27 protein-coding genes are annotated in these 25,905 nt (G+C 63.8%); 15 read left to right on the top strand and 12 right to left on the bottom strand.

The genetic code is table 11. The features are described 5' to 3' along the window. Positions 1-18: 18 nt before the first annotated feature. Both cydD and cydC read left to right on the top strand, forming a co-directional pair. Complete coding sequence (cydD, locus tag RHP72_RS23390) at positions 19-1,707, top strand: thiol reductant ABC exporter subunit CydD (RefSeq protein WP_311093881.1); 1,689 nt, start codon at positions 19-21, stop codon at positions 1,705-1,707. Beyond that, the gene (cydC, locus tag RHP72_RS23385) at positions 1,697-3,385 is read left to right on the top strand and encodes a thiol reductant ABC exporter subunit CydC (protein WP_311093880.1); all 1,689 of its coding nucleotides are present in this window, start codon (positions 1,697-1,699) and stop codon (positions 3,383-3,385) included. The genes cydD and cydC overlap by 11 nt, the downstream gene beginning before the upstream one ends. Before the next feature lie 233 nt (positions 3,386-3,618). Here cydC and RHP72_RS23380 read toward each other — a convergent pair whose 3' ends face one another. The 8 genes from RHP72_RS23380 to RHP72_RS23350 all read right to left on the bottom strand — a co-directional run bounded on the left by RHP72_RS23380 (position 3,619) and on the right by RHP72_RS23350 (position 8,868). Beyond that, on the bottom strand, positions 3,619-4,659 hold the full coding sequence (locus tag RHP72_RS23380; protein WP_063315846.1) for a type IV toxin-antitoxin system AbiEi family antitoxin domain-containing protein: 1,041 nt from the start codon (positions 4,657-4,659) through the stop codon (positions 3,619-3,621). Between the two features lie 144 nt (positions 4,660-4,803). Next, a complete protein-coding gene (locus RHP72_RS23375; RefSeq protein ID WP_172827035.1) occupies positions 4,804-5,409 on the bottom strand; it encodes an FABP family protein in 606 nt (201 codons plus the stop codon). Positions 5,410-5,700: 291 nt separating this feature from the next. Then, positions 5,701-6,006, bottom strand: a complete 306-nt coding sequence (locus RHP72_RS23370; protein WP_003939797.1) for a DUF1416 domain-containing protein — start codon at positions 6,004-6,006, stop codon at positions 5,701-5,703. Between the two features lie 2 nt (positions 6,007-6,008). Further along, positions 6,009-6,842 (bottom strand): sulfurtransferase, encoded by an 834-nt coding sequence (locus RHP72_RS23365; protein WP_003939859.1) that lies wholly within the window; start codon positions 6,840-6,842, stop codon positions 6,009-6,011. 74 nt (positions 6,843-6,916) lie between these two features. Continuing rightward, positions 6,917-7,387 carry a DUF4395 domain-containing protein gene (locus RHP72_RS23360; RefSeq protein ID WP_311093879.1) on the bottom strand — a complete coding sequence of 157 codons (471 nt, stop codon included), beginning with the start codon at positions 7,385-7,387 and terminating at the stop codon, positions 6,917-6,919. 131 nt (positions 7,388-7,518) lie between these two features. Continuing rightward, positions 7,519-7,605: a putative leader peptide gene (locus RHP72_RS29445; protein WP_350318872.1), complete on the bottom strand. Its 87-nt coding sequence runs from the start codon at positions 7,603-7,605 to the stop codon at positions 7,519-7,521. A gap of 10 nt (positions 7,606-7,615) precedes the next feature. Next, on the bottom strand, positions 7,616-8,092 hold the full coding sequence (locus RHP72_RS23355) for a thioredoxin family protein (RefSeq protein WP_311093878.1): 477 nt from the start codon (positions 8,090-8,092) through the stop codon (positions 7,616-7,618). Continuing rightward, positions 8,089-8,868 carry an LmeA family phospholipid-binding protein gene (locus tag RHP72_RS23350; protein WP_003939847.1) on the bottom strand — a complete coding sequence of 260 codons (780 nt, stop codon included), beginning with the start codon at positions 8,866-8,868 and terminating at the stop codon, positions 8,089-8,091. Before RHP72_RS23350 ends, RHP72_RS23355 begins: the two co-directional genes overlap by 4 nt. A gap of 141 nt (positions 8,869-9,009) precedes the next feature. Between RHP72_RS23350 and RHP72_RS23345 the strand changes: the two genes are divergently transcribed. The 13 genes from RHP72_RS23345 to RHP72_RS23285 all read left to right on the top strand — a co-directional run bounded on the left by RHP72_RS23345 (position 9,010) and on the right by RHP72_RS23285 (position 20,636). Further along, positions 9,010-9,762, top strand: coding sequence for a response regulator transcription factor (locus RHP72_RS23345; RefSeq protein ID WP_003939728.1), 753 nt, complete (start codon positions 9,010-9,012; stop codon positions 9,760-9,762). 1 nt (position 9,763) lies between these two features. Next, positions 9,764-10,663: a mycothiol synthase gene (mshD, locus tag RHP72_RS23340; protein WP_311093877.1), complete on the top strand. Its 900-nt coding sequence runs from the start codon at positions 9,764-9,766 to the stop codon at positions 10,661-10,663. Positions 10,664-10,856: 193 nt separating this feature from the next. Continuing rightward, positions 10,857-11,975, top strand: a complete 1,119-nt coding sequence (pstS, locus tag RHP72_RS23335) for a phosphate ABC transporter substrate-binding protein PstS (protein WP_003940482.1) — start codon at positions 10,857-10,859, stop codon at positions 11,973-11,975. A gap of 62 nt (positions 11,976-12,037) precedes the next feature. After that, complete coding sequence (pstC, locus tag RHP72_RS23330) at positions 12,038-13,129, top strand: phosphate ABC transporter permease subunit PstC (protein WP_007733846.1); 1,092 nt, start codon at positions 12,038-12,040, stop codon at positions 13,127-13,129. Between the two features lie 3 nt (positions 13,130-13,132). Further along, the gene (gene pstA / locus RHP72_RS23325) at positions 13,133-14,041 is read left to right on the top strand and encodes a phosphate ABC transporter permease PstA (protein ID WP_003940100.1); all 909 of its coding nucleotides are present in this window, start codon (positions 13,133-13,135) and stop codon (positions 14,039-14,041) included. Positions 14,042-14,099: 58 nt separating this feature from the next. After that, a complete protein-coding gene (gene pstB, locus RHP72_RS23320) occupies positions 14,100-14,876 on the top strand; it encodes a phosphate ABC transporter ATP-binding protein PstB (protein WP_003939968.1) in 777 nt (258 codons plus the stop codon). 280 nt (positions 14,877-15,156) lie between these two features. Beyond that, positions 15,157-15,459, top strand: a complete 303-nt coding sequence (gene ureA / locus RHP72_RS23315; RefSeq protein ID WP_003939800.1) for an urease subunit gamma — start codon at positions 15,157-15,159, stop codon at positions 15,457-15,459. Continuing rightward, complete coding sequence (gene ureB / locus RHP72_RS23310) at positions 15,456-15,926, top strand: urease subunit beta (RefSeq protein ID WP_007733849.1); 471 nt, start codon at positions 15,456-15,458, stop codon at positions 15,924-15,926. Before ureA ends, ureB begins: the two co-directional genes overlap by 4 nt. Next, a complete protein-coding gene (locus RHP72_RS23305) occupies positions 15,923-17,632 on the top strand; it encodes an urease subunit alpha (RefSeq protein WP_030535249.1) in 1,710 nt (569 codons plus the stop codon). The genes ureB and RHP72_RS23305 overlap by 4 nt, the downstream gene beginning before the upstream one ends. Before the next feature lie 4 nt (positions 17,633-17,636). Further along, entirely contained in the window at positions 17,637-18,326 is a 690-nt protein-coding gene (locus RHP72_RS23300) for an urease accessory protein UreF (RefSeq protein WP_007733855.1), read from the top strand. Then, a complete protein-coding gene (gene ureG / locus RHP72_RS23295) occupies positions 18,319-19,062 on the top strand; it encodes an urease accessory protein UreG (protein ID WP_311093876.1) in 744 nt (247 codons plus the stop codon). Before RHP72_RS23300 ends, ureG begins: the two co-directional genes overlap by 8 nt. Further along, a complete protein-coding gene (locus RHP72_RS23290; protein WP_311093875.1) occupies positions 19,062-19,799 on the top strand; it encodes an urease accessory protein UreD in 738 nt (245 codons plus the stop codon). The genes ureG and RHP72_RS23290 overlap by 1 nt, the downstream gene beginning before the upstream one ends. 90 nt (positions 19,800-19,889) lie before the next feature. Continuing rightward, a complete protein-coding gene (locus tag RHP72_RS23285; RefSeq protein ID WP_311093874.1) occupies positions 19,890-20,636 on the top strand; it encodes an SDR family oxidoreductase in 747 nt (248 codons plus the stop codon). Positions 20,637-20,694: 58 nt separating this feature from the next. On the opposite strand, the gene phoU is transcribed toward RHP72_RS23285, so the two are convergent. From phoU to RHP72_RS23265, 4 genes are all read right to left on the bottom strand, one after another. Continuing rightward, positions 20,695-21,390: a phosphate signaling complex protein PhoU gene (phoU, locus tag RHP72_RS23280; RefSeq protein WP_003940130.1), complete on the bottom strand. Its 696-nt coding sequence runs from the start codon at positions 21,388-21,390 to the stop codon at positions 20,695-20,697. A gap of 72 nt (positions 21,391-21,462) precedes the next feature. Then, positions 21,463-23,493: an LCP family protein gene (locus RHP72_RS23275; RefSeq protein WP_064073420.1), complete on the bottom strand. Its 2,031-nt coding sequence runs from the start codon at positions 23,491-23,493 to the stop codon at positions 21,463-21,465. A 150-nt stretch (positions 23,494-23,643) separates the two neighbouring features. Then, the gene (dusB, locus tag RHP72_RS23270; RefSeq protein WP_003939756.1) at positions 23,644-24,786 is read right to left on the bottom strand and encodes a tRNA dihydrouridine synthase DusB; all 1,143 of its coding nucleotides are present in this window, start codon (positions 24,784-24,786) and stop codon (positions 23,644-23,646) included. Between the two features lie 81 nt (positions 24,787-24,867). Continuing rightward, positions 24,868-25,827: an acyl-ACP desaturase gene (locus RHP72_RS23265; RefSeq protein ID WP_003940492.1), complete on the bottom strand. Its 960-nt coding sequence runs from the start codon at positions 25,825-25,827 to the stop codon at positions 24,868-24,870. Positions 25,828-25,905: the final 78 nt, after the last annotated feature.

The following is a 25,905-nucleotide window of genomic DNA, read 5'->3' as shown; positions in this document are numbered from 1 at the left end:
ACTGACGGTCGAATTCACGTGACAATCGAAGTAGGCGACGCTCCCACCACTCGGGAGCGTCGCCGGGGGCCGATCGACCCGCGGCTGTGGCGACATTCCGCTTCTGCGCGCGGCTACTTGATCCTGACTGTTGCTCTGTCGATGGTGAACGTCGTGATGGTCATCGTCGCGGCGCTCATGATCGGCCGGGTGCTGGCCGGAGTGATCACCACTCGAACTGTGGATGTTTCCTCGTGGACAACCGAATTGGTTGTTCTCCCCGCAGCTGTGGCGGTCCGAGTTCTGGGGACCTGGCTGCAGACCAGGTATGCGCACCGGGCGTCGACTCGCGTCGTTGCCGAGATCAAGAACGGCGTGCTGACGTCGGCGACGGCGATGAGTCCTCGCGATCTGGATCCGCGGCGTGACGAGATCGCGACCGTGGTCACCCGAGGTGTCGACGGCCTTGGTCCGTACCTGACGGGATACCTTCCGGCCCTGGTCTTGTCGGTGACGCTGACACCCATCACCCTGATAGTCATTGCGGTGCAGGACATGACGTCTGCGGTCATCATCTTCGTGACGCTGCCGCTGATCCCCATCTTCATGATTCTGATCGGCCTGCTGACAAAGGGTAAGTCGGAGAAGACGCTGGCAGCGATGACCACGTTGTCTTCGCAACTGCTCGATCTCCTTGCCGGTTTGCCGACGCTGCGGGCGCTCGGTCGTCAGCAAGGTCCTGCCGAGCGCGTCCGTGAACTCGGTGACGCTCATCGGAGAACGACGATGTCAGCTCTCCGCGTCGCGTTCCTGTCCTCGATGGTGCTGGAACTGCTCGCAACGCTCTGCGTCGCGTTGGTGGCCGTGAGTATCGGCTTGCGACTGGTGTACGGCGACATGTCACTCGAGCCGGGGATAGTCGCGTTGATCCTCGCCCCCGAGGTGTACCTGCCACTTCGGATGGTGGGAACCCAGTTCCACGCCGCCGAGGACGGAATGGCGGCAGCCGACAAGGCATTCGAGGTTATCGAGGCGGATTCTGCCGCGCCGGAGGGTGGTAGCACGACGGTGGTCGCTCGAGGCGCCGACATCGTCTTCGACGGACTCGGTGTGGCCTCTCGTGGGGGAGTCGCACCGTCTCGACTTTCCGCCGTGGCATCGCCAGGGGCGATCACCGTGCTCACCGGTCCCAACGGCTGCGGCAAGTCGACGGCAGTGCACGCGCTGCTCGGGTTGATCGAACCGAGCAGTGGGCGTGTGACGGTCGCCGGCGTCGATGTCCGAGACCTGGACGAGCACGCGTGGTGGAGTCAGTTGGCCTGGCTTCCCCAGCATCCGGTCCTCCTACCCGGCACCGTTCGTGAAAATCTCGATCTCACCGGGGTCGTCGATGCGCAAGCACTGACCCACGCCGCTGCTGCGACGGGATTCGACGCGGTACTGGCCGAGCTGCCTGCGGGCGTCGAGACCGTGATCGGCGTCGGCGGTACAGGTCTGTCTTTGGGGCAGCGGCAACGGCTGGCACTGACACGCGTGCTTGCCTCGGACCGCGCAGTTCTTGTCCTGGACGAACCCACCGCTCACCTCGACTCGGATTCGGAAGGGACAGTGTTGGCTTCTCTGAGAGCACGGGCGGAGCGTGGCGACACCGTTGTCGTGATCTGCCACCGTCCGAGTGTGCTTGCCGCAGCTGACCGGATCGTCGAGGTGCGCGCTCATGAGAAGTGACGCTCACGATCCGCTTCTGCGTGCTCTGCGGCTACTGGAACTTCGGCCACGACGCGTACTGACGGCGGTAGCGGCGGGTGTGGCAACACTCGGTAGCGCACTCGCCTTGGCCGCGCTGTCCGCATGGTTGATCACGCGTGCTTGGGAGATGCCCCCCGTTCTCGATCTCAGTGTTGCGGTAGTTGCCGTACGCGCATTGGGAATCTCACGTGGTGTCTTCCGCTATCTCGAACGATTGACGACGCACGACGTCGCGTTGCGCGGAACCACCGCGGCGCGATCGAGGATCTACCAGCAGTTGGCCGCAGGAGATCCCGCGGCAGCAGCCGGACTACGACGCGGTGACCTGCTCTCACGTACGGGCGCCGACGTGGATGCACTGGGCGACGTCGTCGTCAAAGCACTGATCCCGATTGCGGTCTCGATTGTCCTCGCGTTTGCTGCGGTGGGAATCCTGTTGTTCATCTCGGTTCCGGCCGCGCTCATCCTGGCTGTTGCGCTGGCGGTGTCCGGGATCGCGGCACCCTGGCTTTCGGCTCGTGCTGCTCGTCTCGCCGAGGCCGACAGTTCTGCTGCCGCAGCGCGATTCAGTGAGTCCGCGGTGACCGCCCTCGACCATTCCGCCGAGCTCCGGGTATCGGGTCGCTTGGATCAGGCGGTGAGCGAGGCTGTGTCCGCCGAGAACGAGGCGGTCGATGCAACCGATCGCGCGGCGGTACCGAGTGCCTTTGCCGCCGCGGCGACGCCCCTGGCAATCGGCGTGAGCGTCCTCGGTGCCCTGTTGATCGGAATTACGCTGTACGGAACCACCGACATGTCACCGATGTCCATGGGAATCCTTGTACTGCTTCCGCTGTCGGCTTTCGAGGGAACCGCGATACTGCCCAGCGCGGCGGTGGCATTGACCAAGGCGCGGCTGGCGTCGGCACGCATCATGGCGGTACTCGATCGAGCCGACGCCGAACACGTTGAAGGAAATCGTGCGTGGCCGGAGGACGGGGTCCTGAGTGTGCACGCGTTGCGGGCGGGTTGGCCCGGGGGAAAGGTGACCGAACCGCTGTCGGTGGATCTTCCTCGCGGTGCTCGTGTTGCCGTCGTCGGCGAGAGCGGATCCGGAAAGACCACCGCGCTGATGACGATGGCGGGACTGCTGCCGCCTATCGCGGGAACAGTTCGCGTTGGCGGAGTGGATGTTTCGGAAGTCGATCCGGCCGAACTGCGCAGGCACGTCGGGTACTTCGCCGAAGACGCACACCTCTTCGAGACGTCGGTACTCGAGAACCTGCGCGTTGCGCGGGGTGACCTCACCGCCGAGGACGCGGAGAAGGCACTTGCCGCAGTTGGTCTCGGCGACTGGCTGTCGGAACTGCCGGGAGGGCTCGACACCTACCTGGTCGGCGGCATGCGAGCGGTTTCGGGCGGTGAGCGTCGTCGGTTGCTGTTGGCGCGCGCGATCGTCTCGCCTGCGGAGGTGCTGCTGCTCGACGAGCCGACCGAGCACATGGACGCGGAGGCGGGCGATCAGTTGCTCCGCGAGTTGCTCAGTCGCGACGCAACGCTGGTCGATTCTTCGCGAACCGTTGTTGTCGTCACCCACCAACTTCCGGACGGCACAACAGCTGACCAGGTGATATGCGTCGGAAGAGTTTCTGTGGAAAATACGTTGCCGTCATCGTGAAGTGGGCGTACTTTCTCCTGTACACAAGGAAGGAGGTGGTCTGAAATTGAAGTACAGACGGACGCGTGAGGTGGCTGCCAGCTAGCCGCAATCGCTGATGGAATTCACTTACCGCGTGAGCGGCCGGCGAATCCCAGGCAGCCACCCGACCCCCGAGCCCCCGATCAGTCCGACCGGGATCCGCGCGAAAGCGTGGGTGTGGCTCGGGGGTCGCTTCGTGCCGTGCGCCTTTATCAACCCCCGGCGGTTAATAAAGGCGCACAGCGTGGACAAGGATTAGGCCCCCACCATCCACCGCGCTCGAGGATCGCTCTGACCTCGGCTGCAGTTCGGCACGAGGCCCCCTCCACCTCCTCCCAACCGAAGACCAGTGTGGCGTTGCCTGACAGTTCGGATGCGTTTCCTCGCCGACGATCCCGCAGCGCAGTCGCCCGAGAAGAGTGGAAGGCAAATCCGTCGAGTCGAACGATCAGTGCGACACCGCAATTGCGGTAGTCGACGTCCTCGTAGAAAGTTCTCCCATCGACGAGGACCGGCGATTGCCGTCGTGCTTCCGGCAAACCGTGTGCTCGCTCGACCTCGATTGCGTAGCGATGCTCGAGTACCGACTGGACACCGCGATCCAACAGGTCCAATGTCGAGGACAGCGCTTTGACATATCGCCTCGGCCGTCGGCATTCCATTCGGGTGCGCAATTCCATCCGTGACACTTTGCACGCCGTGGCCGAGCGAACCAGAGAACGAGCGGCGTCGCGAGCCGACGGCTCTGCAACCGCCAGGTCAATTGCGGTGTCGGCCAGCGAAGTACGAGCAGGCTGAGTGGCAACGCCGATGTGGGCCTGAGCGCGTGAACGATGAACGATCACTCCGGGATGGGCAGTGGACCACCCCAACGGAACGGGGCGCGCCGGGGAGCGTTCGGGTCTGACCGTCGGACTCTGACAGCGCGAGGATCTGCCGTATCGGACCGTGATGTGGACCGGCAGTTCGGACTCGATGTGCGTGAGTCCCCACTCTTCAGCTGCCGTCCGATGACTCAGGTAGGTCTCTCCGCCGCCGAACAGAAGGGCGGCCTCGAGAATCATTGCTCGGTTGAGCGGGCCGTTGGTGCTGGATTGAACGCCGTGGAGGACGGAAGTCCATTGACCCGATTCGACCAGATGTTGGATGCGCCGCGGTGAATAGCCGAAAGGGCGTAGTTGTTTATTGGTCGCGAGTCCGTGTTGGAAGTCGAAGAGTCTTCGGAGATCAGGATCGATGTAGTCGCAGCTCATGCGAATACCGTCAGATCGCGGACCGACAAGAATCGGTCGAAGATGCCGCTCCGAAGCCCGCCTGTGGAATTTGTCGGTGCCTGTGGATAAATCTGCTGTGCGCCTTTATTAACCGCCGGGGGTTAATAAAGGCGCACAGCAGAGCTAGCCGATGTAGCGCGTCAGGCGGGCCGAGAGACGCGGTTCCAGGCCACCGTCAGACATGATCCGCTCCTCGACGTACGCGAGGTCGCCGCCTTCGACGATGCCGTACAGACGCTTCGCGCCGCCGTACAGTGCACCCGACTGGCTGCGGATCACCACGTCGGTGGCAAGTTCCCACGACGCCTGGGTGAGTGCGCGCCCGTAGTACATTTCGACGACACCGGAGCTGTGGCTGAGCAGGAGTTCGACCACTTCCTGGTTGACGCTGCCCGGGATGCCGTCGCCGCCCATGCGCCAGTAACCGCTCTCGCGCAGATCGGGGCTCACGTACTTGCCCTCGGCGTCGAGGCGCCAAGATCTGGACTCCCAATTGAGGTAGGGGCCGCCGTCGTGCGAGATGACGATCTGCTGACCGAAGGCGTAGTCGCCGTTCTCGTCGTGTCCTTCACCTTCGCCGCGCCAGACACCGACGAGGGGGAGAAGCGCGAGGAGTTCGGGATTGATGTCCGGGCCGAGGCGCAGGTTTGCGGTGTCCTCCGGCAACGGAAGGTCCGGCAGGGTCGGAATGTTGAGCGACGCCGTCGACTTGGAGCGCTCGACGGCGATGGCGACAGCTTCGTCCCCGCTGCCGCGCCTTACGGCACCTGCAGCGGCGGAATCGTCAGCGGTCGCGTCGGACCCTGAATCCGGAGCCTGACTCACGACTCGTCGGTGACCAAGCGGTACACGACGTACACGGAGAACCAAGCGATCATGACGGATGCGAGTGCGAGGAGTACCTCGAAGAAAATGACCACGGGTACATCTTAGACCGCGGCGACCGACCGGAAAAATCGGGAGCCGGAATGCAGAAGGCCCCGCACCGGAGGGGTGCGGGGCCGCCTGACAAAGCAGGAATTACTTGCTGACGGTCACGTCCACGTTGTGCACGCCCGAGCCCTCGGGAGCGACGGTGGAGGTGCCGTTGCCCGAGCTGGACAGTGCACGCACGGTCCACTCGCCCGGAGCGGCGAAGAAGCGGAAATCGCCGGTTCCCGATGCCACGACCTCGGCCGTGAACTCTCCGGAGCCGTCGAGCAGACGCACGAATGCGCCGCCGATGGGCTGGCCGTCAGCTGCGAGAACGCGGCCGGTGATGACCGTTTCCTTCTCGACGTCGACGCCGGCAGGCAGGGTCTGGCCCTGGGTAGGTGCTCCACACATGATCAGGCTCCCAATTCGATCGGTGCGCCGACGAGTGAGCCGTATTCGACCCAGCTGCCGTCGTAGTTCTTGACGTTGTTCTTGCCGAGGATCTCCTGCAGGACGAACCAGGTGTGGCTCGAACGCTCGCCGATGCGGCAGTAGGCGATCGTTTCCTTGGTGTCGTCGAAGCCCTTTTCCGCGTACAGCTTGGCGAGGTCGTCGTCCGACTTGAAGGTGCCGTCCTCGTTGGCGGTGGTGCTCCACGGGATGTTGATGGCTCCGGGGACGTGGCCACGCTGCTGCGCCTGCTCCTGCGGAAGGTGGGCGGGAGCGAGGATCTTGCCCGAGAACTCGTCAGGGCTACGAACGTCGACGAGGTTCTTGCTGCCGATGGCGTCGATGACCTCGTCGCGGAATGCGCGGATCGAGAAGTCGGGGGTCTCGGCCTTGTACTGCGTGGCTTCGCGGTTGACTGCGTCCTTGGAGAGCGGGCGTCCGTCGAGTTCCCACTTCTTGCGGCCGCCGTCGATCAGCTTGATGTCCTGGTGGCCGTACAGCTTGAAGTACCAGTAAGCGTAAGCGGCGAACCAGTTGTTGTTGCCACCGTAGAGAACGACGGTGTCGTCGTTCGCAATGCCTTTGGCGGAGAGCAGATCCGAGAACTGCTCCTGGTTCAGGAAGTCGCGTCGGACGCCGTCCTGGAGGTCCTTGCGCCAGTCGAGCTTGACTGCACCCTCGATGTGGCCGCCGTCGTATGCGCTGGTGTCCTCGTCCACCTCGACAAAAACGGTCTTGGGGGTGTTGAGGTTCTGCTCAGCCCAGTCAGCGGAGACTAGGACGTCGGAGCGAGCCATGGTGTTCCTTTCGATGTGGTCTTGCATCGGTCGTTATCTAGCAGGGGTTCAGCAGGGTTGTGGGGCAAGCGTTTTCACGCGGTGGTAGCGCGGCCGGTATTTCGCAGCCTTGCGACGAGTGGATAGATCTGGCAGCCGAGGCAGATGCCGAACGCGGCGTTGAGCAGGGCCGCGAACAAGGCGAAGCCGGTGGCAACGGTGCCGACGATCGTCGACCCGGCCAGGAAACCGACCGTGCCGGCGAGTGCGAAGACGAAGCCGACGAACTGCGCGAAGCGCAGCGGCGCCACGGGTTCGCGTTCGCTGACCGGCGAGAGTCGCGGGGCGACGAGCTTGACGAAGATCTGGCCGTACGGGCTGCGCTTGGGGCCGAGTACCGCTCCGACCGCGAAGACTATGGCCTGCAGTGCGAGAACGACGGTGGCGGCGGGCAGTGAGAAGGTCGAGAGGATGAGCGTGAGTACGAGAACGCCGGTGGTGACCCACGCGGCGAATCGAGGTCCGCGGACGTCGACCTGCTCGAGCTGGGGTGTGGTTGTGGACATCGGGAGTGCTCCTGCGCTGGATTGCATGATGCTGTGCCTGGGCCGAGAAAACGGGACGTCAAAGTCCCACTCGGTGGATTGATCACGTGAGCGAAAGCTCGAAGGTCAGAGAGATCTGACGGATGTGGTGATCAGCAACAGGTACAGCAACAGCCCCCGAGGCGGCACAGGTCTACTGCGCGGCGTCGGGTGAGCATCAGCTCGTGGCGGGTTTGCACGTCGGCGAGTTTACCCCGAATTCTCGGATTTTGGCTCGTGGGGTCCGGATAGTGGTACGAGTGCAGCTTTCAGATCGGCTGCGGATGGCACTCCGGACACCCGGAACTGTTCCTCCAGGCCACCGTCGAGGATGAAGGTGGTGGGCAGCGAGAGGACACTCATCTCGCGTGCCAGAGCCGGTTCCTTGTCGATGTCGAGCTCGATCTCCACCGGCGGACGGGGAGCGTCGGCCATCGAGATCACGACGTGACCGACGACGCGGCGTACTGCCGCGCACGGTCCGCACCAGTCGGCAGAGAAATGCAGTACGACGGGTCCGCCGTTCGGCGAAGAGACTCCAGCGGCGCGGAGCAGTTCGAGGCGACTGTCCGCCGCGCCGGTCGCGGCCGGCGTGGTGACTCGGACCTTTCCGTTGCGCGACTTGAGAAAGAGCCCGACCGCGACGACGGCGACCAGCGCGACCAGCAGAATTGTGATCCCGGTCATCGGTTCTGCAGCTCTGCGAGATCGATCGTCGTGTTTTCGGCGCTGCCTTCGATCACGATTCTTCCGCCTTCCGCGTAGACCAGGCTCGGCTGAATTCCGTAGGGGAGTGCCTGCGGATCGATCGTGTAGCTGAACAGTCCGAGGACGACGGGTTCGAGTGCTGCGGGGATCGAGAAATCGGCTTTGCCCTCCGGACCGAAGTACAGATTGCTGGCGACGATCTTGACCTGCCCACCTTCCAAAACCAGGTTGGCCTGCACGCTCACTGCAGTCTCGACCGGGCCGACGGCAACCGTTCCCGTCAGCACGACGGCGCCCGCGGTGCTCGCTCCGGTTCCGCCGCTGCCCCCGGTGCCATCCGACTTGTTGGCCGGCGGCGAAGATACCTGCAGGTCAGGGATATTGAGCAGCTTTCCGAGGTCGGTGGCGTTGATTCCCATCCGGCCGTCGAGTTTGTCGACGGGGAGTTGGGTGACATTGCCGTTCACGATGTCGGAGAAGGGAACGGTGACCCCGCGCAGATCGGCCTCGACGGTCACTTCGCCCACCACGTCGCTCTGGACGCCGGTAGCTCTGACGTAGACGTCCTTGTATTTCCCGCCGAGTGCCTGGGTGAGGAAGGGGAACCCGTTGAAGGTGACCTCCGGATCCGACTCGAGTGATGCGCCGGTTCGGAGCTCGCGGGAAACCCGGTACTCGGCGTACGCGGCCGCGCCGAAATCGGCCACCAGTCCGAGGCCGAGGAGAAAGACGATGCCGATGATCAGTTTGCGCACCGCACCATTGTGACGGACTCCGGTCGGGGTTCGATGCGACGGCCCCGGTACCAGGCACGCTAATGTAGGGACCGACCAAAAGCGTCGAACTACTCGAGCGTTGCCCTCACGGGTTGCGCGGGCTACTAGATAGGAGGCCGTGTGGAACTGCTCCTCCTCACCTCCGACCCCAACCCGGAAGCTGTACTACCGGCGTTGGCGTTGCTGGCGCACTCGGTTCGGCCTGCCCCCACAGAGGTTTCCTCGCTACTCGAGGCAAGTTCCGCGGACGTGGCATTGGTGGATGCGCGCACCGATCTGGCTGCCGCACGCGGGTTGTGTCGATTGCTCGGAAGCACAGGATCCGCAGTACCTGTGGTCGCCGTCCTCACCGAAGGCGGACTCGTTGCCGTCAACGCCGACTGGGGGTTGGACGACATCCTGCTTCCCGGTACCGGTCCGGCTGAGGTGGACGCCCGATTGCGGTTGTTGGTCGCCCGCAGCGGCGGTGTGGCCAGTCCGGAAGCGTCGGGAAAGATCACGCTGGGCGAACTGGTTATCGACGAGGGGACGTACACGGCACGACTGCGTGGACGGCCCCTTGATTTGACTTACAAGGAATTCGAGCTGCTCAAGTACCTCGCGCAGCACGCCGGACGGGTATTCACCCGGGCGCAGCTGCTGCAGGAAGTGTGGGGCTACGACTTCTTCGGCGGCACCAGGACGGTCGACGTCCACGTGCGTCGTCTGCGGGCGAAACTCGGCACCGAATACGAGTCCTTGATCGGTACAGTCCGAAATGTCGGATATAAGGCCGTGCGTCCGACCAGGGCCAAGGGTGGCGCAGCTGCTCCCGTTCAGTTCGAGGACGACGAGGACGTCGACTACGACGCGGCCGACGGATCGGTGGTCTGACGTGGGTTGGACAGATTCACTGCCGGCTGGATTCGCCGAGCAGGTTTCCGCGCTTCTCGATCGCGCAACCGAGTTCGACGGCAAGGCGCCCGTGTCGGAACAGGGGCGCCATGCCGTTGCCGGGCGCGGCGGCGCGCGACACTTCCTCGAACTCGACGGCGATGCAGTCGTCGGTTATGCGCAGCTGCAAGCCGGTTCGGACGAGCATCCCGACATGGCGGAGTTGGTGGTCGACCCGCAGGCGCGGCGCCGCGGCATCGGAACCAGGCTTGCCGCAGCGGTATTCGACGAGGGCCGGCCGGGCACGCGTGTCTGGGCGCACGGAAACGTCGACGCCGCAGTCGAATTCGCCAAGAGCCTCGATCTGGTCAGCGTTCGTGAACTCCTGCAGCTGCGTCGACCACTCGATGCTCCGCAGCTTCCGGAAATCGTTGTGCCCGAAGGTGTGAAGATTCGGACGTATCGTGGACCCGAAGACGATTCCGAGATCCTTCGCGTCAACAATGCGGCCTTCTCCTGGCATCCCGAGCAGGGTGGCTGGACCCAGGCGGAGATCGACGAGAGAACGGCCGAAGGTTGGTTCGACCCTGCTGGTCTGTTCATGGCGTTCGCGGACACCGATCCCGATACTCTTCTCGGCTTTCACTGGACCAAGGTGCACGCACCCGAAGGTGACGATCCGGAGCTGGGGGAGGTGTACGTCGTGGGGATCGATCCCGCGGCGCAGGGACGAGGTCTCGGCCGAGTGCTGACTCTCGCGGGCATGCATTACCTGCGTGATCGCGGCCTCGGAACCGTCCTTCTGTACGTCGAAGGCGACAACACGGCCGCCCTCCACACGTACGAACGACTCGGCTTCGATCGGTTCCACGTGGACATGGCTTACGCCCGCGCGCTCTGACGTCACAGTCGGACACGCAGAAATGTCCAGTCTGTTCATTCTGCGTTAACCATGTGTGGTCCAGCCGGACACCGCGCCCGCCTACTTTTCTCTGTGGGCAGCGCCGTGTTGCCTGATGCAGATTTCAATCATTCTGCGTCTCATGTCGCCGCCCGATCGTGGGCGTGGCGGTAGCGATTTCCGGAGGATCTTGGTGAATCTCAAGCGCAGTGGTGCCCTGCTTGGTGTAGTGGCCGTGGGCGCCATGACCTTGGCCGCATGTGGCAGCGACAACAACTCGTCGTCGACGGGTGTGGACGCGTCCGCATCGAACGCAACGTGCGAAGGCAAGAGCAACCTCTCTGCCGCTGGTTCCTCGGCACAGAAGAACGCCATGGACCAGTTCGTCGCCACTTACATCTCCGTGTGCCAGGAAAAGGGCAAGACGGTCAACGTCGCGTACAACCCCAGCGGTTCGGGCGACGGTCGTACACAGTTCATCGCCGGCCAGATCGACTTCGCCGGCTCCGACTCGGCCATCAAGGACGAGCAGGCCGACAAGGCCAAGGAGCGTTGCGTCGGCGGCGAAGCCTGGAACCTTCCCCTCGTCTTCGGCCCGATCGCAGTTGCATACAACCTCGACGGCGTCGACAAGCTCGTTCTCAACGCAGAGGTTCTCGCGAAGATCTTCAACGGCGGCATCACCAAGTGGAACGATCCGGCAATCGCCGCGCTCAACTCCGGTGCATCGCTTCCCGACGAGAAGATCACCACCGTGATCCGCTCCGATTCCTCGGGTACCACCGACAACTTCCAGAAGTACCTCGACGCGGCATCGAACGGTGCTTGGACGTCGGGCGCAGGGTCCGACTTCACCGGTGGCGTCGGTGAGGGCGCCAAGGGTTCGGCGGGCGTTGCACAGGCAGTTGCCACGGCACCGGGTTCGATCACCTACGTCGAGAAGTCGTTCGCCGATCAGAACAAGCTCTCGGTTGCCGAAATCAACACCGGCTCCGAGGCAGTCGCACTGACCAACGACACGGCCGCGAAGTCGATCGCAGGCGCGAAGTTCAAGTCCGACGCAACCGGCGACCTGACGCTCGACCTCGCGTCGATCTTCAAGACCAACGAAGCCGGCGCCTACCCGCTGGTTCTCGCCACGTACTCGATCGTCTGCTCCAAGGGCTACGACGCGGACACCTCCGCAGCAGTGAAGTCGTTCCTGACGAGCGCGGCCAACGAGGGTCAGGCCAACCTGGCCGAGCAGGGTTACGTCCCGCTGCCGTCCAACGTCCAGGATCGCCTCAACGCGTCCATCACGGCAATCAGCTGACCTAGAGACTCGTGCGGACAAGCTCATGGATCTACATTCAGACGTGAAGGAAGTGAGCGCGCATGAGTGACGCGCCCATCACCTCGACATCTCGTTCTCCCGGCCCCGCAACCAGCGGGGCCGGGGTGGGCGGTCCGAACGGCACCACGGAGGACACGATTACTTCCACCAAGGCTCCAGAAACCGAGCATCCTCCGAAGGGTGACGGTCCGGGTAGCGGCAACAGCAAGACGGTGACCCGTCCGGGTGACCGCATCTTCAGCTCGCTCGCCTCCGGTTCGGCAATCTTCATCACGGTTGTCATCGCGGCGATCGGCGCGTTCCTGATCTGGCGTGCTGTTCCTGCTTTGAGCCGGAACCAGGTCAACTTCCTGACCAGCCGTGAATGGGTCACGCAGAACATCAACGCGATGGCGTTCGGTGTCCTCGATCTTTTCCAGGTCACGGTGTTGGTCTCGCTGTTCGCACTGGTGCTCGCGATGCCGATCGCACTGGGCATTGCGATCTTCCTGACTTCGTACTCACCCAAGTGGCTCACGCGGCCACTGTCGTACACGATCGACCTTCTGGCAGCTGTGCCGTCCATCGTCTACGGCCTGTGGGGACTTCTCGTCTTCGCTCCGGCGATCACCCCGGTCGCGGTGTGGCTCAACGACACTCTCGGCTGGTTCCCGCTCTTCGCCGACGGCAGCGGATCGATCACCGGCGGCGGCACCATCTTCACCGCAGGCATCGTCCTCGCCGTGATGATCCTTCCGGTCATCACCGCAGTGACCCGCGAGGTGTTCATCCAGACCCCGCGATCACAGATCGAAGCCGCACTCGCCCTCGGCGCCACGCGCTGGGAAGTTGTGCGCACCACGGTCATCCCGTTCGGTAAGTCCGGCTACATCAGCGGCTCGATGCTCGGTCTCGGACGCGCACTCGGTGAGACGATGGCGCTCTACCTGATCCTGCGCACCACCTCTCAGGCCTTCGGCTGGTCGCTGTTCGACGGCGGCTCGACCATCGCCTCCAAGATCGCCCTCGGCTACGCGGAGTTCAACAACGACATCCAGGCAGGCGCGTACATCGCGGCCGGACTGGTGCTGTTCGTACTGACCTTCGTCGTCAACGCGGCTGCCCGCGCAGTGATCGCCGGAAAGAAGGACTGACCCATGACCTCCACTCTGGACCGGCCGGTCAAGGCCCCCACTTTCCAAGGCGTCGGCGCTCGTCGTCGTGCCAAGGACGTCATCGCGACCATCCTGGTGAGCCTGGCAGTCGTCATCGCGCTCATCCCGTTGGTCTGGGTGCTCTTCACGGTCATCGCCAAGGGCCTGCCCGCTCTGACGTCGCCTACCTGGTTCACCAACTCGCTGAGCGGATTGACGGCGTCGGCCGACGGCGGCGGTATCTATCACGCCTTGATCGGCACCCTGCTGCAAGGCATCGTGTGCGCGGTCTTCTCCATCCCGCTCGGTATCTTCGTCGCGATCTACCTGGTGGAGTACGCCGACCGGAAGTCGAAGCTGGGCAAGCTGACCACGTTCATGGTCGACATCCTCAGCGGTGTTCCGTCGATCGTGGCTGCGCTGTTCATCTACGCCCTGTGGATCGCGACCTTCGGCTTCCCCAAGTCCGCGTTTGCGGTGTCACTGGCTCTGGTCCTTCTGATGGTCCCGGTCGTCATCCGCTCCACCGAGGAAATGCTGCGCATCGTCCCGATGGATCTGCGAGAGGCGTCGTACGCGCTCGGTGTGCCGAAGTGGAAGACCATCTCGAAAATCGTTCTGCCGACGGCACTTCCCGGCATCATCACCGGCGTCATGCTGGCCCTGGCCCGCGTGCTCGGTGAGACCGCACCGCTGCTGATCCTCGTCGGCTACGCACCGTTCATCAACTTCGACCTGTTCAACGGCGAAATGGGCACACTGCCTTCCGTCATGGTCGCCGAGATGAACAACCCCACCGACGCCGGCACCAACCGCATCTGGGGCGCAGCACTGACCCTGATCCTGCTGATCGCGATCCTCAACATCGTCGCGAAGCTGATCGGTCACTTCTCACAGGTCAGAAGTAAGTGATGCGGCCTCGGAACATGTTCGTACTCAACAGCGTCAACAACTCAGTAGGGAGCCGGTAATGGCCAAGCGTCTGGATCTCAAGGACGTCAACATCTACTACGGCAAGTTCCACGCCGTCGCCGATGTGGGCCTGTCCGTCCCGCCCCGGAGCGTCACCGCCTTCATCGGCCCGTCCGGTTGCGGCAAGTCCACCGTTCTCCGTTCACTCAATCGCATGCACGAAGTGATTCCCGGTGCGCGCGTCGAGGGTTCGGTGCTGCTCGACGGCGAGGACATCTACGGCTCGAACGTCGATCCGGTCGGTGTTCGCAAGACCATCGGCATGGTGTTCCAGCGACCCAACCCCTTCCCGACCATGTCCATCAAGGACAACGTCGTCGCGGGCTTGAAGTTGCAGGGCGAGCGCAGCAAGAAGAAGCTCGACGAGGTGGCCGAGCGTTCGCTGCGCGGTGCCAACCTGTGGAACGAGGTCAAGGATCGCCTCGACAAGCCCGGTGGCGGCCTCTCAGGCGGTCAGCAGCAGCGTCTGTGCATCGCGCGTGCCATCGCGGTCTCGCCCGACGTCCTGCTCATGGACGAGCCGTGCTCCGCGCTCGACCCGATCTCGACTCTCGCGATCGAAGACCTGATCACCGAGCTGAAGAAGGATTTCACGATCGTCATCGTCACGCACAACATGCAGCAGGCTGCGCGTGTGAGTGACCAGACGGCATTCTTCAACCTCGAGGCAACCGGCAAGCCCGGTCAGCTCGTCGAGATCGACGACACCGAGAAGATCTTCTCGAACCCGACGCAGAAGGCCACCGAGGACTACATCTCCGGCCGCTTCGGATAGGTCCCGGGATCAACCCTGCACGATCATGTTTCACCCCCGTTTCCAACAGGAGACGGGGGTGAAACTTTTTGGTTGTGGTGATAGTTCCCACTCCGGTGCGCAGAGCTGAGCGTCGTTGGGCGCCCGAATAATTCGATGAGCAGCGCAAGTGCGCCGAGTGGGCGCTGAAGTAGCCGACGACGTGAATCTCGTGGATACTGACGACGCTTCGGACAATGCTAATCTCGGCCCGACAGCACGCTGTCGATCGATGTCGTTTCACAACCGGAAGGGCTTGTCAGTGCACCTCACCCCTTCAGATACCGAAAAGCTGCTCCTGAGCGTCGCGGGCATGGTCGCCCGTGACCGCCGCGAGCGCGGGGTACTGCTGAACTACCCCGAAGCGATGGCACTGATCTCGTGCTGGATTCTCGAGCGCGCGCGTGACGGAATGACGGTTGCGGAACTGATGAACGCCGGTCGGCAAGTGCTCACCCGCGACGACGTGATGGAAGGGGTACCCGAGATGATTGCAAACGTCCAGGTGGAGGCCACTTTCCCGGACGGTCGCAAACTGGTCACCGTGACGGAGCCCATTCGATGATTCCCGGCGAAGTACGTGTGTCCACCGAACCGCTCGAGTTCGGCACGGACGCGGAGAAGATCACGATGGTCGTCGTCAACGACGGCGATCGCCCCATTCAGATCGGTTCACATCTCCACCTTCCCGCGGCCAACCCGGCGTTGACCTTCGATCGCGAAGCGGCAGACGGCTTCCGGCTCGACATCCCCTCGGGAACGTCGGTTCGGTTCGAACCCGGGGTCAGCAGAACGGTGACACTGATCGCGCTCGGCGGACTCAAAAGGGTTCCGGGCCTGCAGATCGTGCCGGACGAAGACCTACCGACACATGCGCGCGAGCCCAAGACCGTCATGCCGTTCGGCACGCCCGGCGTCGAGGTCGAAGAACCTTTGCGAGCGTCCTCGGTGAACGTGCGTGTGAGTGATGTTCCAGTCGAGGCGGATTCACCGGACGACGCCGCGACGACAGTTGAGAGGACAGCCGAATGAGCAGGATCGATCGACGCGGCTACGCCTCCCTGTACGGCCCGACCGCAGGTGACCAGATCCGTTTGGCCGACACCGATCTGTGGATCGAGATCGAGCACGACTACACCGCGACCGGCGACGAGATGGTCTTCGGCGGCGGTAAGAGCATCCGAGAGTCGATGGGCCAGGGCCTGACCACTCGCGACCAGGGTGCTCTCGACGTCGTCATCACCAACACGGTGATTCTCGATCACTGGGGAATCGTCCGGGCAGACGTGGGAATTCGCGACGGACGCATCGTTGCGATCGGCAAGTCCGGTAACCCCGACATCATGGATGGCGTGCACCCCAAGTTGCTCATCGGGCCGAGCACCGACGTGATCGCCGGTGAGGGAAAGATCCTCACCGCGGGTGCGATCGACACTCACGTGCACTTCCTCAGTGAAATCGAGATGATGGAGGCGCTCGCGACCGGTACGACGACGGTGGCGGGCGGCGGAACGGGTCCCACCGAGGGAAGCAAGGCAACCACCGTCACACCCGGCGCCTGGTCGCTGACGATGATGCACCGCGCCCTCGACCACATCCCGCTCAACGTCCTTCTTCTCGGCAAGGGCAGCACCGTCAGCCATGAGGCCATGCGCCAGGAAGCTCTCGCGGGCGCAGGCGGATTCAAGGTTCACGAGGACTGGGGTTCCACTCCGGCCGCGATCGACGCCGCTCTTCGAGCAGCCGACGAGTTCGGCCTCCAGGTAGCGCTGCACGCGGACAGTCTCAACGAAACCGGTTACGTACAGCACACTTTGGACGCGATCGCCGGACGCGGAATCCACGTATTCCATGCGGAAGGCGCCGGCGGCGGGCACGCGCCGGACATCATCGTGACCGCCGGTGAGCCGAACGTTCTTCCAGCATCGACCAATCCGACGTTGCCGCATACCGTCAACACGGTTGCCGAGCACCTCGACATGCTCATCGTGTGTCATGCGCTCAATCCCCGGGTTCCGGAGGATCTTGCCTTTGCCGAGTCCCGGATCCGGCCGACAACGATTGCAGCAGAAGACTTTCTGCACGACATCGGAGCCATCTCGATCACCTCGTCCGACGCCCAAGCGATGGGCCGTATCGGTGAGGTGACCCTGCGGACATGGCAGGTGGCTCACGTCATGAAGGCCCAGTACGGCAAGCTGGGCACCAGCATGCCGGCCGACAACGAGCGTGCGCGGCGTTACGTCGCCAAGTACACGATCTGCCCCGCGGTGGCGCACGGTATCGATCACGAGATCGGCTCGGTCGAGGCCGGGAAGATGGCGGACCTGGTGCTGTGGGATCCCGCGTTCTTCGGAGTCCGTCCTTCTGCCGTGATCAAGGGCGGGGCGATAGTTGCTGCGCCGCTTGGTGATCCGAATGCTGCTATCCCGACCCCGCAGCCGGTGTTCGTTCGCCCGGCCATCGCGGCGACTCCGGGATCGGCCCCGCACCTGTCCACGACGTTCGTCTCTCCGATGGCCATCGAGGACGGTCTGGCCGATCGTCTCGGTCTCACCCGCACCCTTACCGGTGTTCGTCCGACGAGACACCTCACCAAGGCGGACATGCCGAACAACACGGCGCTGCCGTCCATCGACGTCGATCCGGAGACGTTTGCCATCAAGGTCAACGGCGACCTGATCGCGCCCAACCCCGTTGACGTGGTGCCGATGGCTCAGCGCTACATGCTGTTCTGAAACCATGTCGATCGAGACGGCATCTGCCGAGATAGCATCGATGCTCTTGGCAGATGGGCGTCTGCCTACCGGCGGTCACGCGCACTCGTCGGGGTTGGAACCGGCACTGGCGGGCGGACTCCTGCAGAGTCAGGTCCCTGACTTCATTCGCGGTCGACTCGAAACAGTCGGACTTGTCGAGGCCGCTTCAACGGTGGTCACGCGCCGCTGGGCCGTAAGTGAGGGTAGTGCAGGCGAACTCGAGGACATCTCGAGGGAACTGCTCGCTCGGACTCCCAGCGCACCGCTGCGTGAGGCGTCGATTCAGCTCGGCCGTGGGCTGGCGAGACTGGCGTCGCGATTGTGGCCGCAGCACCCCGCGGTGCAGATGCTCATGGCGCTGCCTGGGCATCCGATGCGTCCGCTCGCGTTGGGCGTCTTCACGGCGGTCTCCGGGATGGACGACCTACAGGCAGCCAGATCTTGTTTGTACGACGACGCCCAAACGGTGGCGTCGGCGGCATTGAAGCTACTGCCGGTGGATCCGGCAGAACCGGTCGAATGGTTGCTCCGAGCAGCCCCGACCATCGAAACCGTCGCCGCGGCTGCCGTAGCCGTCGAGGGCGTCGCAGATATACCCGCAACAACAGGGCCGTTGGTCGAACAATGGTCACTCGAACACCACGCTCGATCCAGGAGGATTTTCCGTGCTTGACAACCTGAACAACACCACCACTGCTGCAAGAGGTTTGAGGCTCGGCGTTGCCGGCCCCGTCGGCACCGGCAAAAGCACCCTCATCGCCACCATCTGCCGCGAACTCGCGGCGGAGTACGAGATCGCGGTGGTCACCAACGACATCTACACCGACGAGGACGCGCGACTGTTGCGCGCGGCCAACGTTCTGCCGATCGAGCGCATCGTCGCAGTCGAGACCGGTGCGTGCCCGCACACGGCTATTCGTGACGACGTCACGCCGAACCTCATTGCGGTCGAAGACCTCGAGCGTCAGTTCCATCCCCTCGACATGGTGATCGTGGAAAGCGGCGGTGACAACCTGACCGCCACGTTCAGCCCGGCACTGGTCGACGCCCAGATCTTCTGCATCGACGTCGCGGGCGGCGGAGACGTCGCACGCAAGGGCGGTCCCGGAATCGAGCGGGCAGATCTGTTGGTGGTCAACAAGATCGACCTGGCCCCGCACGTCGACGTCGACGCGGTCCAGATGGTTGCCGATGCCACGGCCGCGCGTGACGGACTTCCCGTTCTCGCGCTCAGCCAGAAGGATCACTCAACGATCGACCAACTCAGTGCGTGGCTTCGCCAGGTCATCGCAGCTCACCGTGCGGGTAGTCACACCCCGCAGGATCCGGGGCCGATGGCGCCGCACTTCCATGCCGATGAAGAAGACCACGGACACGGTCACGGGCACAGCCACTCTCACGCTCACTGATGCGCACCGGAGCTACGCGGGTCGTCGTCGAGAGAGTGGGTGACACCGCTGTTGCGCGAGAGCTGATCTCGGGCGACTTCCTGGCCCCGCGGTTCGTCGACGCTCGCGGGCTCACCGTGCGAATTGCCCTGGTAGGGCACAGCGCAACGCTGTTGGCCGGCGACGACCTGCGTATCGACTTCGTGGTCGCACCCGGTACGTGTCTCGAGGTGATCGAGCCGTCCGGGACCGTCGCGTACAACGCACGCGGTGGCCGGGCGTCGTGGTCGGCTTCGGCGAGCGTCGGTGCCGGTGCGGCGCTGATCTGGCGTGCGGCACCGTTTGTCGTCGCCGGCGGCGCGGATGTGACCAGGCGCGTGGATATTTCACTGGAATCCGATGCCGTTGCGCTGCTCGACGAGATGATCGTATTCGGCCGGACCGGCGAAACCGGCGGTGCCCTTCGCTCGGATCAGCGCATTACCGTCGACGGTGACGCGCTGCTCGTGGAAACTCTCGACCTGCGTAGCGTGCCGGGCCGTTCGCTGCCGGGAATTCTCGGTGGCCATCGCGTGCTCGGTACGACCATGCTGTTGGGGATGAAGACTACCGACGACGTCGAAGGGCACGTGACGCCGCTGGCGGGAGCAGGGATGCTGGCACGGGCCGTTGCCGATCACGCACACGAGGCGAGCGCAGCGTTGGATCCGATCTGGTCGCAGTGGCGTGGGCGAGTTTCGCAGGAGTACACCGACTGATTCGCCCTACCGTCACACTTCGGGAGGCTGCGTCGTCCAGTATGTGACCAGGCCGAAGAGAGCCGGGCGCACAGGTTTGACGGAGGCATCATGCGAATTGTTGTTCTGGGCGGAACCGGCCAGATGGGAAAGCTGGTCGTCGAGCAGGCAAAGGCAGGGGGCCACGACGTGGTCGCTGCCGCTCGATCGACGGGAGTCGACATCTCTACGGGTGCGGGGTTGGACGAAGCATTTTCCGGCGCCGACGTGGTCGTCGACGTGAGTGATCATGTCACCAACAGTGCGAGGAAGGCGATCGAGTTCTTCGAGACGGCAGCGAAGAACATCGCCGCGGCCGAAGCCAGGGCCGGCGTGAAGCACCACGTGTTGCTCTCGATCGTGAACTGCGACGATCCGCGATTGAAGTCCTTCGGTTACTACCAGGGGAAGGCTGCGCAGGAACGCGCGGTGGAAGCGTCGAGTATTCCCTTCACGATCCTGCGATCCACTCAGTGGTTCGAGTTCGGCGAGAAGACGATCGCGCTCTTCGGGCTGGGGCCGATCGCGATGGTTCCCCGGATGCGGTCACAACCGGTGGCAGCGAAGACCGTTGCCGAGGCGCTCGTGACCTGCGCTCAGAACGGTCCGACCGGGAGGGCTCCGGACCTGGCCGGGCCCGAGGTCCTCGAGATCCCGGCCATGACGCGCGAGATCTTGAAATACCGTGGCCGATGTAAGTGGCTGATCCCGATCTCGATGCCGGGAGCGGGTAAGGCGATGAAGGGTGGGGCGTTGCTGCCCGCGCCGGGATCGACAACTGCAGGACCCACGTTGGAAACCTGGTTGCACGAGAACTGAATAGGAAAGGCGGCCGCGCAAGTGCGCGGCCGCCTTTTACTCACGTGGACGGTTGGGTTCAGAGATCCGGGTACGAGGTGAGGTTGTCGACCTTCTCGGTGGTTTCGGGCTCTTCGGGCAGCTTGCCGGTCACCAGGAAGATGACACGTCGGCCGACCTCGACGGCGTGGTCGGCGAATCGCTCGTAGAAGCGGCCGAGCAGCGTGACGTCGACTGCGGCGGCAACGCCGTGCTTCCACTCACGGTCCATGAGGACGGTGAAGAGGTGGCGGTGGAGGTCGTCCATCGCTTCGTCTTCTTCGCGCAGACGGGCAGCGCGCTCGGGGTCGCGGGTCTCGAGGACGACCTTGGCGGCCGCACCGATGGAGACAGCGATGCGTCCCATCTCGGCGAAGTAGCCGTTGACCTCTTCGGGAAGCACGTGGTTGGGATGTCGGCGGCGCGCGATCTTGGCGACGTGCAGGGCGAGTGCGCCCATGCGGTCGATGTCGGCGACGATCTGGATTCCGCTGACCACCGAGCGCAGATCTCCGGCAACGGGAGCCTGCAGGGCGAGCAACGCAAACGCGCGCTCCTCGCAGATGGTGCTGAGTTCGGTGATCTTGTCGTGTTCGCCGATTACTTGTTCTGCCAGGGACAGGTCTGCCTGGAGCAGGGACTGGGTGGCGCGCTCCATAGCGGCACCTGCCAGTCCTGCCATCTCGCCGAGCGTGTCTGCAAGCTCGGTCATCTGTTCGTTGTAAGCCACGCGCATGAGGTCAGAGCCTACGTGCCGTGAAAGACCAAGTCACAAGCACCAGGTGAACGCAAGGTGAATGAACGCGTGTCAGTCGCAGGTGGTGTCGCCGGCGTTGACGCTGGCGATGTCGGCGGGCAGAGCCGTCGAGGTGCTGGTGTCGACCGACGTCGGATTTGCCGCCAGGATGGTTCCCGGGTCCGCGGGGGCGACGACGGTGCCGGCGAAATTGCTTCCGACGACGACCTCGATCATGTCTCCCATGCTCGGAGCGAGAACCAGAACCGCGCCGGGAATCGACGACGCGACCGTCACCGCTTCAGCCTCGTAACCTGCGGCGTAGCGCACGACGGTGGTCGACGCTTGAGCATTCGCCAGGCCGGTGGCTGCGCTGAAGTTACCGACCGTGGAGATCTGGAAACCGTAAGCCGCGAGGCTGTCGGCGATCGTCGCGGCCTGCCCGGCGATTCCCGAGGCGTTGGAGACGTCGACCGAGATGTTGTAGGCGCTCATTGCCTCGACGGAAGTGGCGGCCGGCGGCGTGCTGGACGTAGGAGCGGTTGTCGTGGAACTGGTCGACGACGGTGTGGTGTCCTCGCGCTCTTCGCCCGGAAGCGGATCGTCGTCGATGATCGCCTGGAAGAGGGACTTGATCTCGTCCGTGCGAGGAATCTCGTTGCCCCAGTCGTTGGTGCCGTCCGTGGGGACCGTCAAGAACGTGACCGCGCCTGCGTCGACGTTCTGGAGCGAGCGACCGAGGGTGACCAGTGACTTGGTGTCGATGTTTTCGACGAACGTGTCGCTGGTGAAGGCGTTGATGAATCCGTTGAGCTTGCTCGGATTCAGGAGGACCTGGTTGGACAGGGCCGAGCGGAGCAGCGCAGACAGGAACTTCTGCTGACGGGTGATGCGCCCGTAGTCGCCGTTGCCCTCGGCTTCGACGTGGCGAGCACGCACGTAGTTGAGGGCGGTACGGCCGTCGAGCATCTGCGTGCCGCCGGAGGCGAGGACGGTTCCGAGGATGCCGTCTTCGATCGGTCCGGGGGAGCAGACGTTCACACCGCCGACGGTGTCGACCATGCGCTCGAAACCGGCGAAGTCCATTCCGACGAAGTGCCCGATTTTCAGGCCGGACATCTTCTGGATGACCTTGACCAGGCATTTGGGGCCACCGAGTGCGTACGTCGCATTGAGTTTGTCCCCGCTCGCTGCCGGGAAGGTTTCGCTGGTGTACTTGCCGGCGTCGTTGTCCCATCCCTGACAGATCGGACGTTCGACGTCGAGGTCACGCGGGAAGGAGACGGCGACGACGCGGCTTCGGTCGGCGGGAATGTTCACCAGCATGACCGTGTCGGCTCGGGCGCCTTCGGCGTCTTCGACGGTTCCGGCGCCGATCTCACCGCTCGCACCGGCGCGGGTATCGGTGCCGATGATCAGGTACGTCTCGTCGCCGAGTTGACCACCGGCGTCGATGATGTCGTCGGACTCGGTGTCGAGTGCCGCAATCTGATCGAATCCGCCTTCGACCGAGCGCAGATAGCCCCACACGACGCCGGTCAATGCGAGAGACATGACGGCCAGGAACGCTACTGCCGATCGGCCGATCACTTTTGCGCGATGGCGGCGGCGAATCTTGCTTTGCGCCAGACGAGTGGCGCCGGTGTCACCGACTACCCGCGGCACTGCGGAGGTGACGGGATGTTCTTCGGTGATCCAGTCCGCAGCGGCGGGCGGAACGGTCGGACGGGCGGGAATCGGCCGGGCGGGGGGCGGCGACGACGCTGCTGAAGATTGAGTCTTGGGTGTTACGGATTTGTTCGGCGCCGGCTTGGGCGGCGTAGCCGGGGCTGGTGGCGGCTTCTTGTCGCCTACCCGACGGACCAACTCGGCGACCGAAACAGAGTCGTCGGTCGGAGGCGAGTCCCGTCGCCCGGTACGTCCACTGCTGCGACGCTCCGGGGGACTGGGTGGTTGCGGTGTTGGTCGCTGGGGTGTGGCAGGGCGCTGGGGCGTTGCCGGTTGGTCCGGTCGGGCGTTGCGGAAGCGCTTGTCTGCGAGCGGACGTTCCCAGGGGGCGCGGCTCTCGGGCGGAGGTGGGCCCGAATCGTGATCATCACCCACCGATGCAACCTGTCCCGTCGTCGACTGTCAGTAACTCGTCATTCAGATGCCGGCGTCAACCGGTTGTCGACGAAGCTGGAGCCATATTACTGGTGAATCCTGAGTGCTTCACTCAGAAAGTGATGTGAGTAATCCGACGGCGTGTTTTCGCTAGCCACCCGAGTGCATCATGTCAGCTCCCACCGGCACAAGGTCGTCTTCGGGATCGTCGAGCCAACCTTCCGGGAGTGCTACCTGACCGGGTGAGCCTTGGCGTCCGCGCGGGCCTTCGGCGTCCTTGGGGAACGGGACGTCGTGGTCGAGCTGTCCGAGCAGATCGTCCAGTTCGGACAACGTGCTGACCAGAGCCATCGAGACCCGCAGATCCGATCCGACCGGGAACCCACGCATGTACCAGGAGACGTGCTTGCGAAGTTCGCGCAGACCCTTCATTTCACCGTGATGTGCGGCGAGCAGTTGGGCGTGACGGGCGATGATCTTGGTGACTTCGCCGAGCGTCGGCGGCGTGGCGATCTGTTGTCCGTTGAGAGCTGCGCTGAGTTCCGCGAACAGCCATGGCCGTCCGAGGCAGCCGCGTCCGACGACGACGCCGTCGCAGCCGGTCTCGTTCATCATGCGGGCAGCATCCGAGGCGTCGAAGATGTCGCCGTTGCCGAGGATCGGCACGTCGGTGACGTGTTCCTTGAGGCGCGTGATCTCGTTCCAGTCAGCAGTGCCGGAGTAGCGCTGCGACGCGGTACGTGCGTGAAGTGCGACGGCAGCGGCGCCTTCAGCTGCGGCGATCCGGCCTGCGTCGAGGTGCGTGTGATGTTCGGGGTCGATGCCGACGCGCATCTTGACGGTGACCGGAATGTCGGTGCCTTCGGTGGCGCGCACGGCTGCCGCGACGATCTGACCGAACAGTCGACGCTTGTACGGTAGCGCCGATCCGCCGCCCTTGCGGGTCACCTTGGGTACCGGGCAGCCGAAGTTCATGTCGATGTGATCGGCCATGTTCTCGTCGACGATCATCTTGGCCGCGGCGTAAGTCGTATCCGGGTCGACGGTGTACAGCTGCAGCGACCTGGGCGTTTCGGTCGGACCGAACGTGGTCATGTGCATCGTGGCGGGTTGGCGTTCGACGAGCGCGCGGGCGGTGACCATCTCGCAGACGTAGAGCCCGGACGTGCTGCCTGCACGTTCGAGTTCGAGTTCACGGCACAGCGTGCGGAAGGCGACGTTGGTGACGCCCGCCATGGGTGCGAGGACCACGGGGCTGTGCAGCTCGAGTGAACCGATACGAAGGGATGACATGTCTACCTCTGAACAAATACTTGTGACAATTGGAAGTGCCCGGTACCGAATCCGGTACCGGGCACAGAATAGCTGGTGAAACTAAGAAGCCTGCTGTTCGCGCTTGGCGGCTTCGCGTGCGAGCATGCGATCGCGCTGTTCCTCGAACTTCGTCGCGTTGGCGGCGAGTGTCTCGAGGAAGGCCGCCAACTCTTCGCGCGTGTTCTCGCCTTCGGCGCTGAAATCGTTGCGCTCGAAGATGTTCCACTTACGCAGGACAGGCCAGACGACCTCGTCGAGGTGCTGGCGAAGGTCGTAGATGCCGTGCTTGGCCATGAGGGCGCCGTTGCGGCGGAAGTTCGGCATGCCGGCACCGGGCATCTGGAAGTTCTGGACGATGTTCGCCACAGCCTTGAGCGCCTGATCGGGAGCAAGATCGAGCGCGGCGGCGCAGATGTTGCGGTAGAAAATCATGTGCAGGTTCTCGTCGGCGGCGATGCGCTGAAGCATCTTGTCGGCAATCGGCTCGTCGCAGGCCTTGCCGGTGTTGCGGTGGCTGACGCGCGTCGCGAGTTCCTGGAAGGTCACGTAGGCGACCGAGTGCAGCAGGCCGGCGTCGCCCTCGTCGATGGGTGCGCTGTAACCGTTTGTCATGTGTTCCATGCGGAAGCGCTCGAGCTCGACGGGGTCGACTGCGCGCGTGACGACGAGGTAGTCACGCATCACGATGCCGTGGCGGTTCTCCTCGGCGGTCCACCGGCCGACCCACGTTCCCCAGGCACCGTCCTGCGAAAAGTTCTCGGCGATCTCACGGTGGTACGACGGCAGGTTGTCCTCGGTGAGCAGGTTGGTGATCATCGCGGCGCGAGCTACCTCGCCGAGTTGTGACTGTTCGAGACTCCAGTCTTCGCCACCCATGGCTGCGAAGTTACGGCCCTCGTCCCACGGAACGTAGTCGTGTGGATGCCATTCCTTGGCCATGGAGATGTGGCGGTTGACGTTCTCCTCGGCAACCGGCTGCAGCTCTTGTAGCAGCTCCAGCTGCGTCAGAATCCTCGTCATTTCTTGCCTCCATGTTGAGTGAATGCGCGACTTCGCCCCAGCCTACGGCACCGTAGGTTTGAAAAGAATGGCATGAAA

The organism is Rhodococcus sp. SG20037 (assembly GCF_031763325.1).
In the GTDB taxonomy this organism is placed as follows: domain Bacteria; phylum Actinomycetota; class Actinomycetes; order Mycobacteriales; family Mycobacteriaceae; genus Rhodococcus_F; species Rhodococcus_F qingshengii.
Note: the sequence above shows the minus strand (reverse complement) of the source record. Positions and strands in the feature narration are given on the sequence as shown.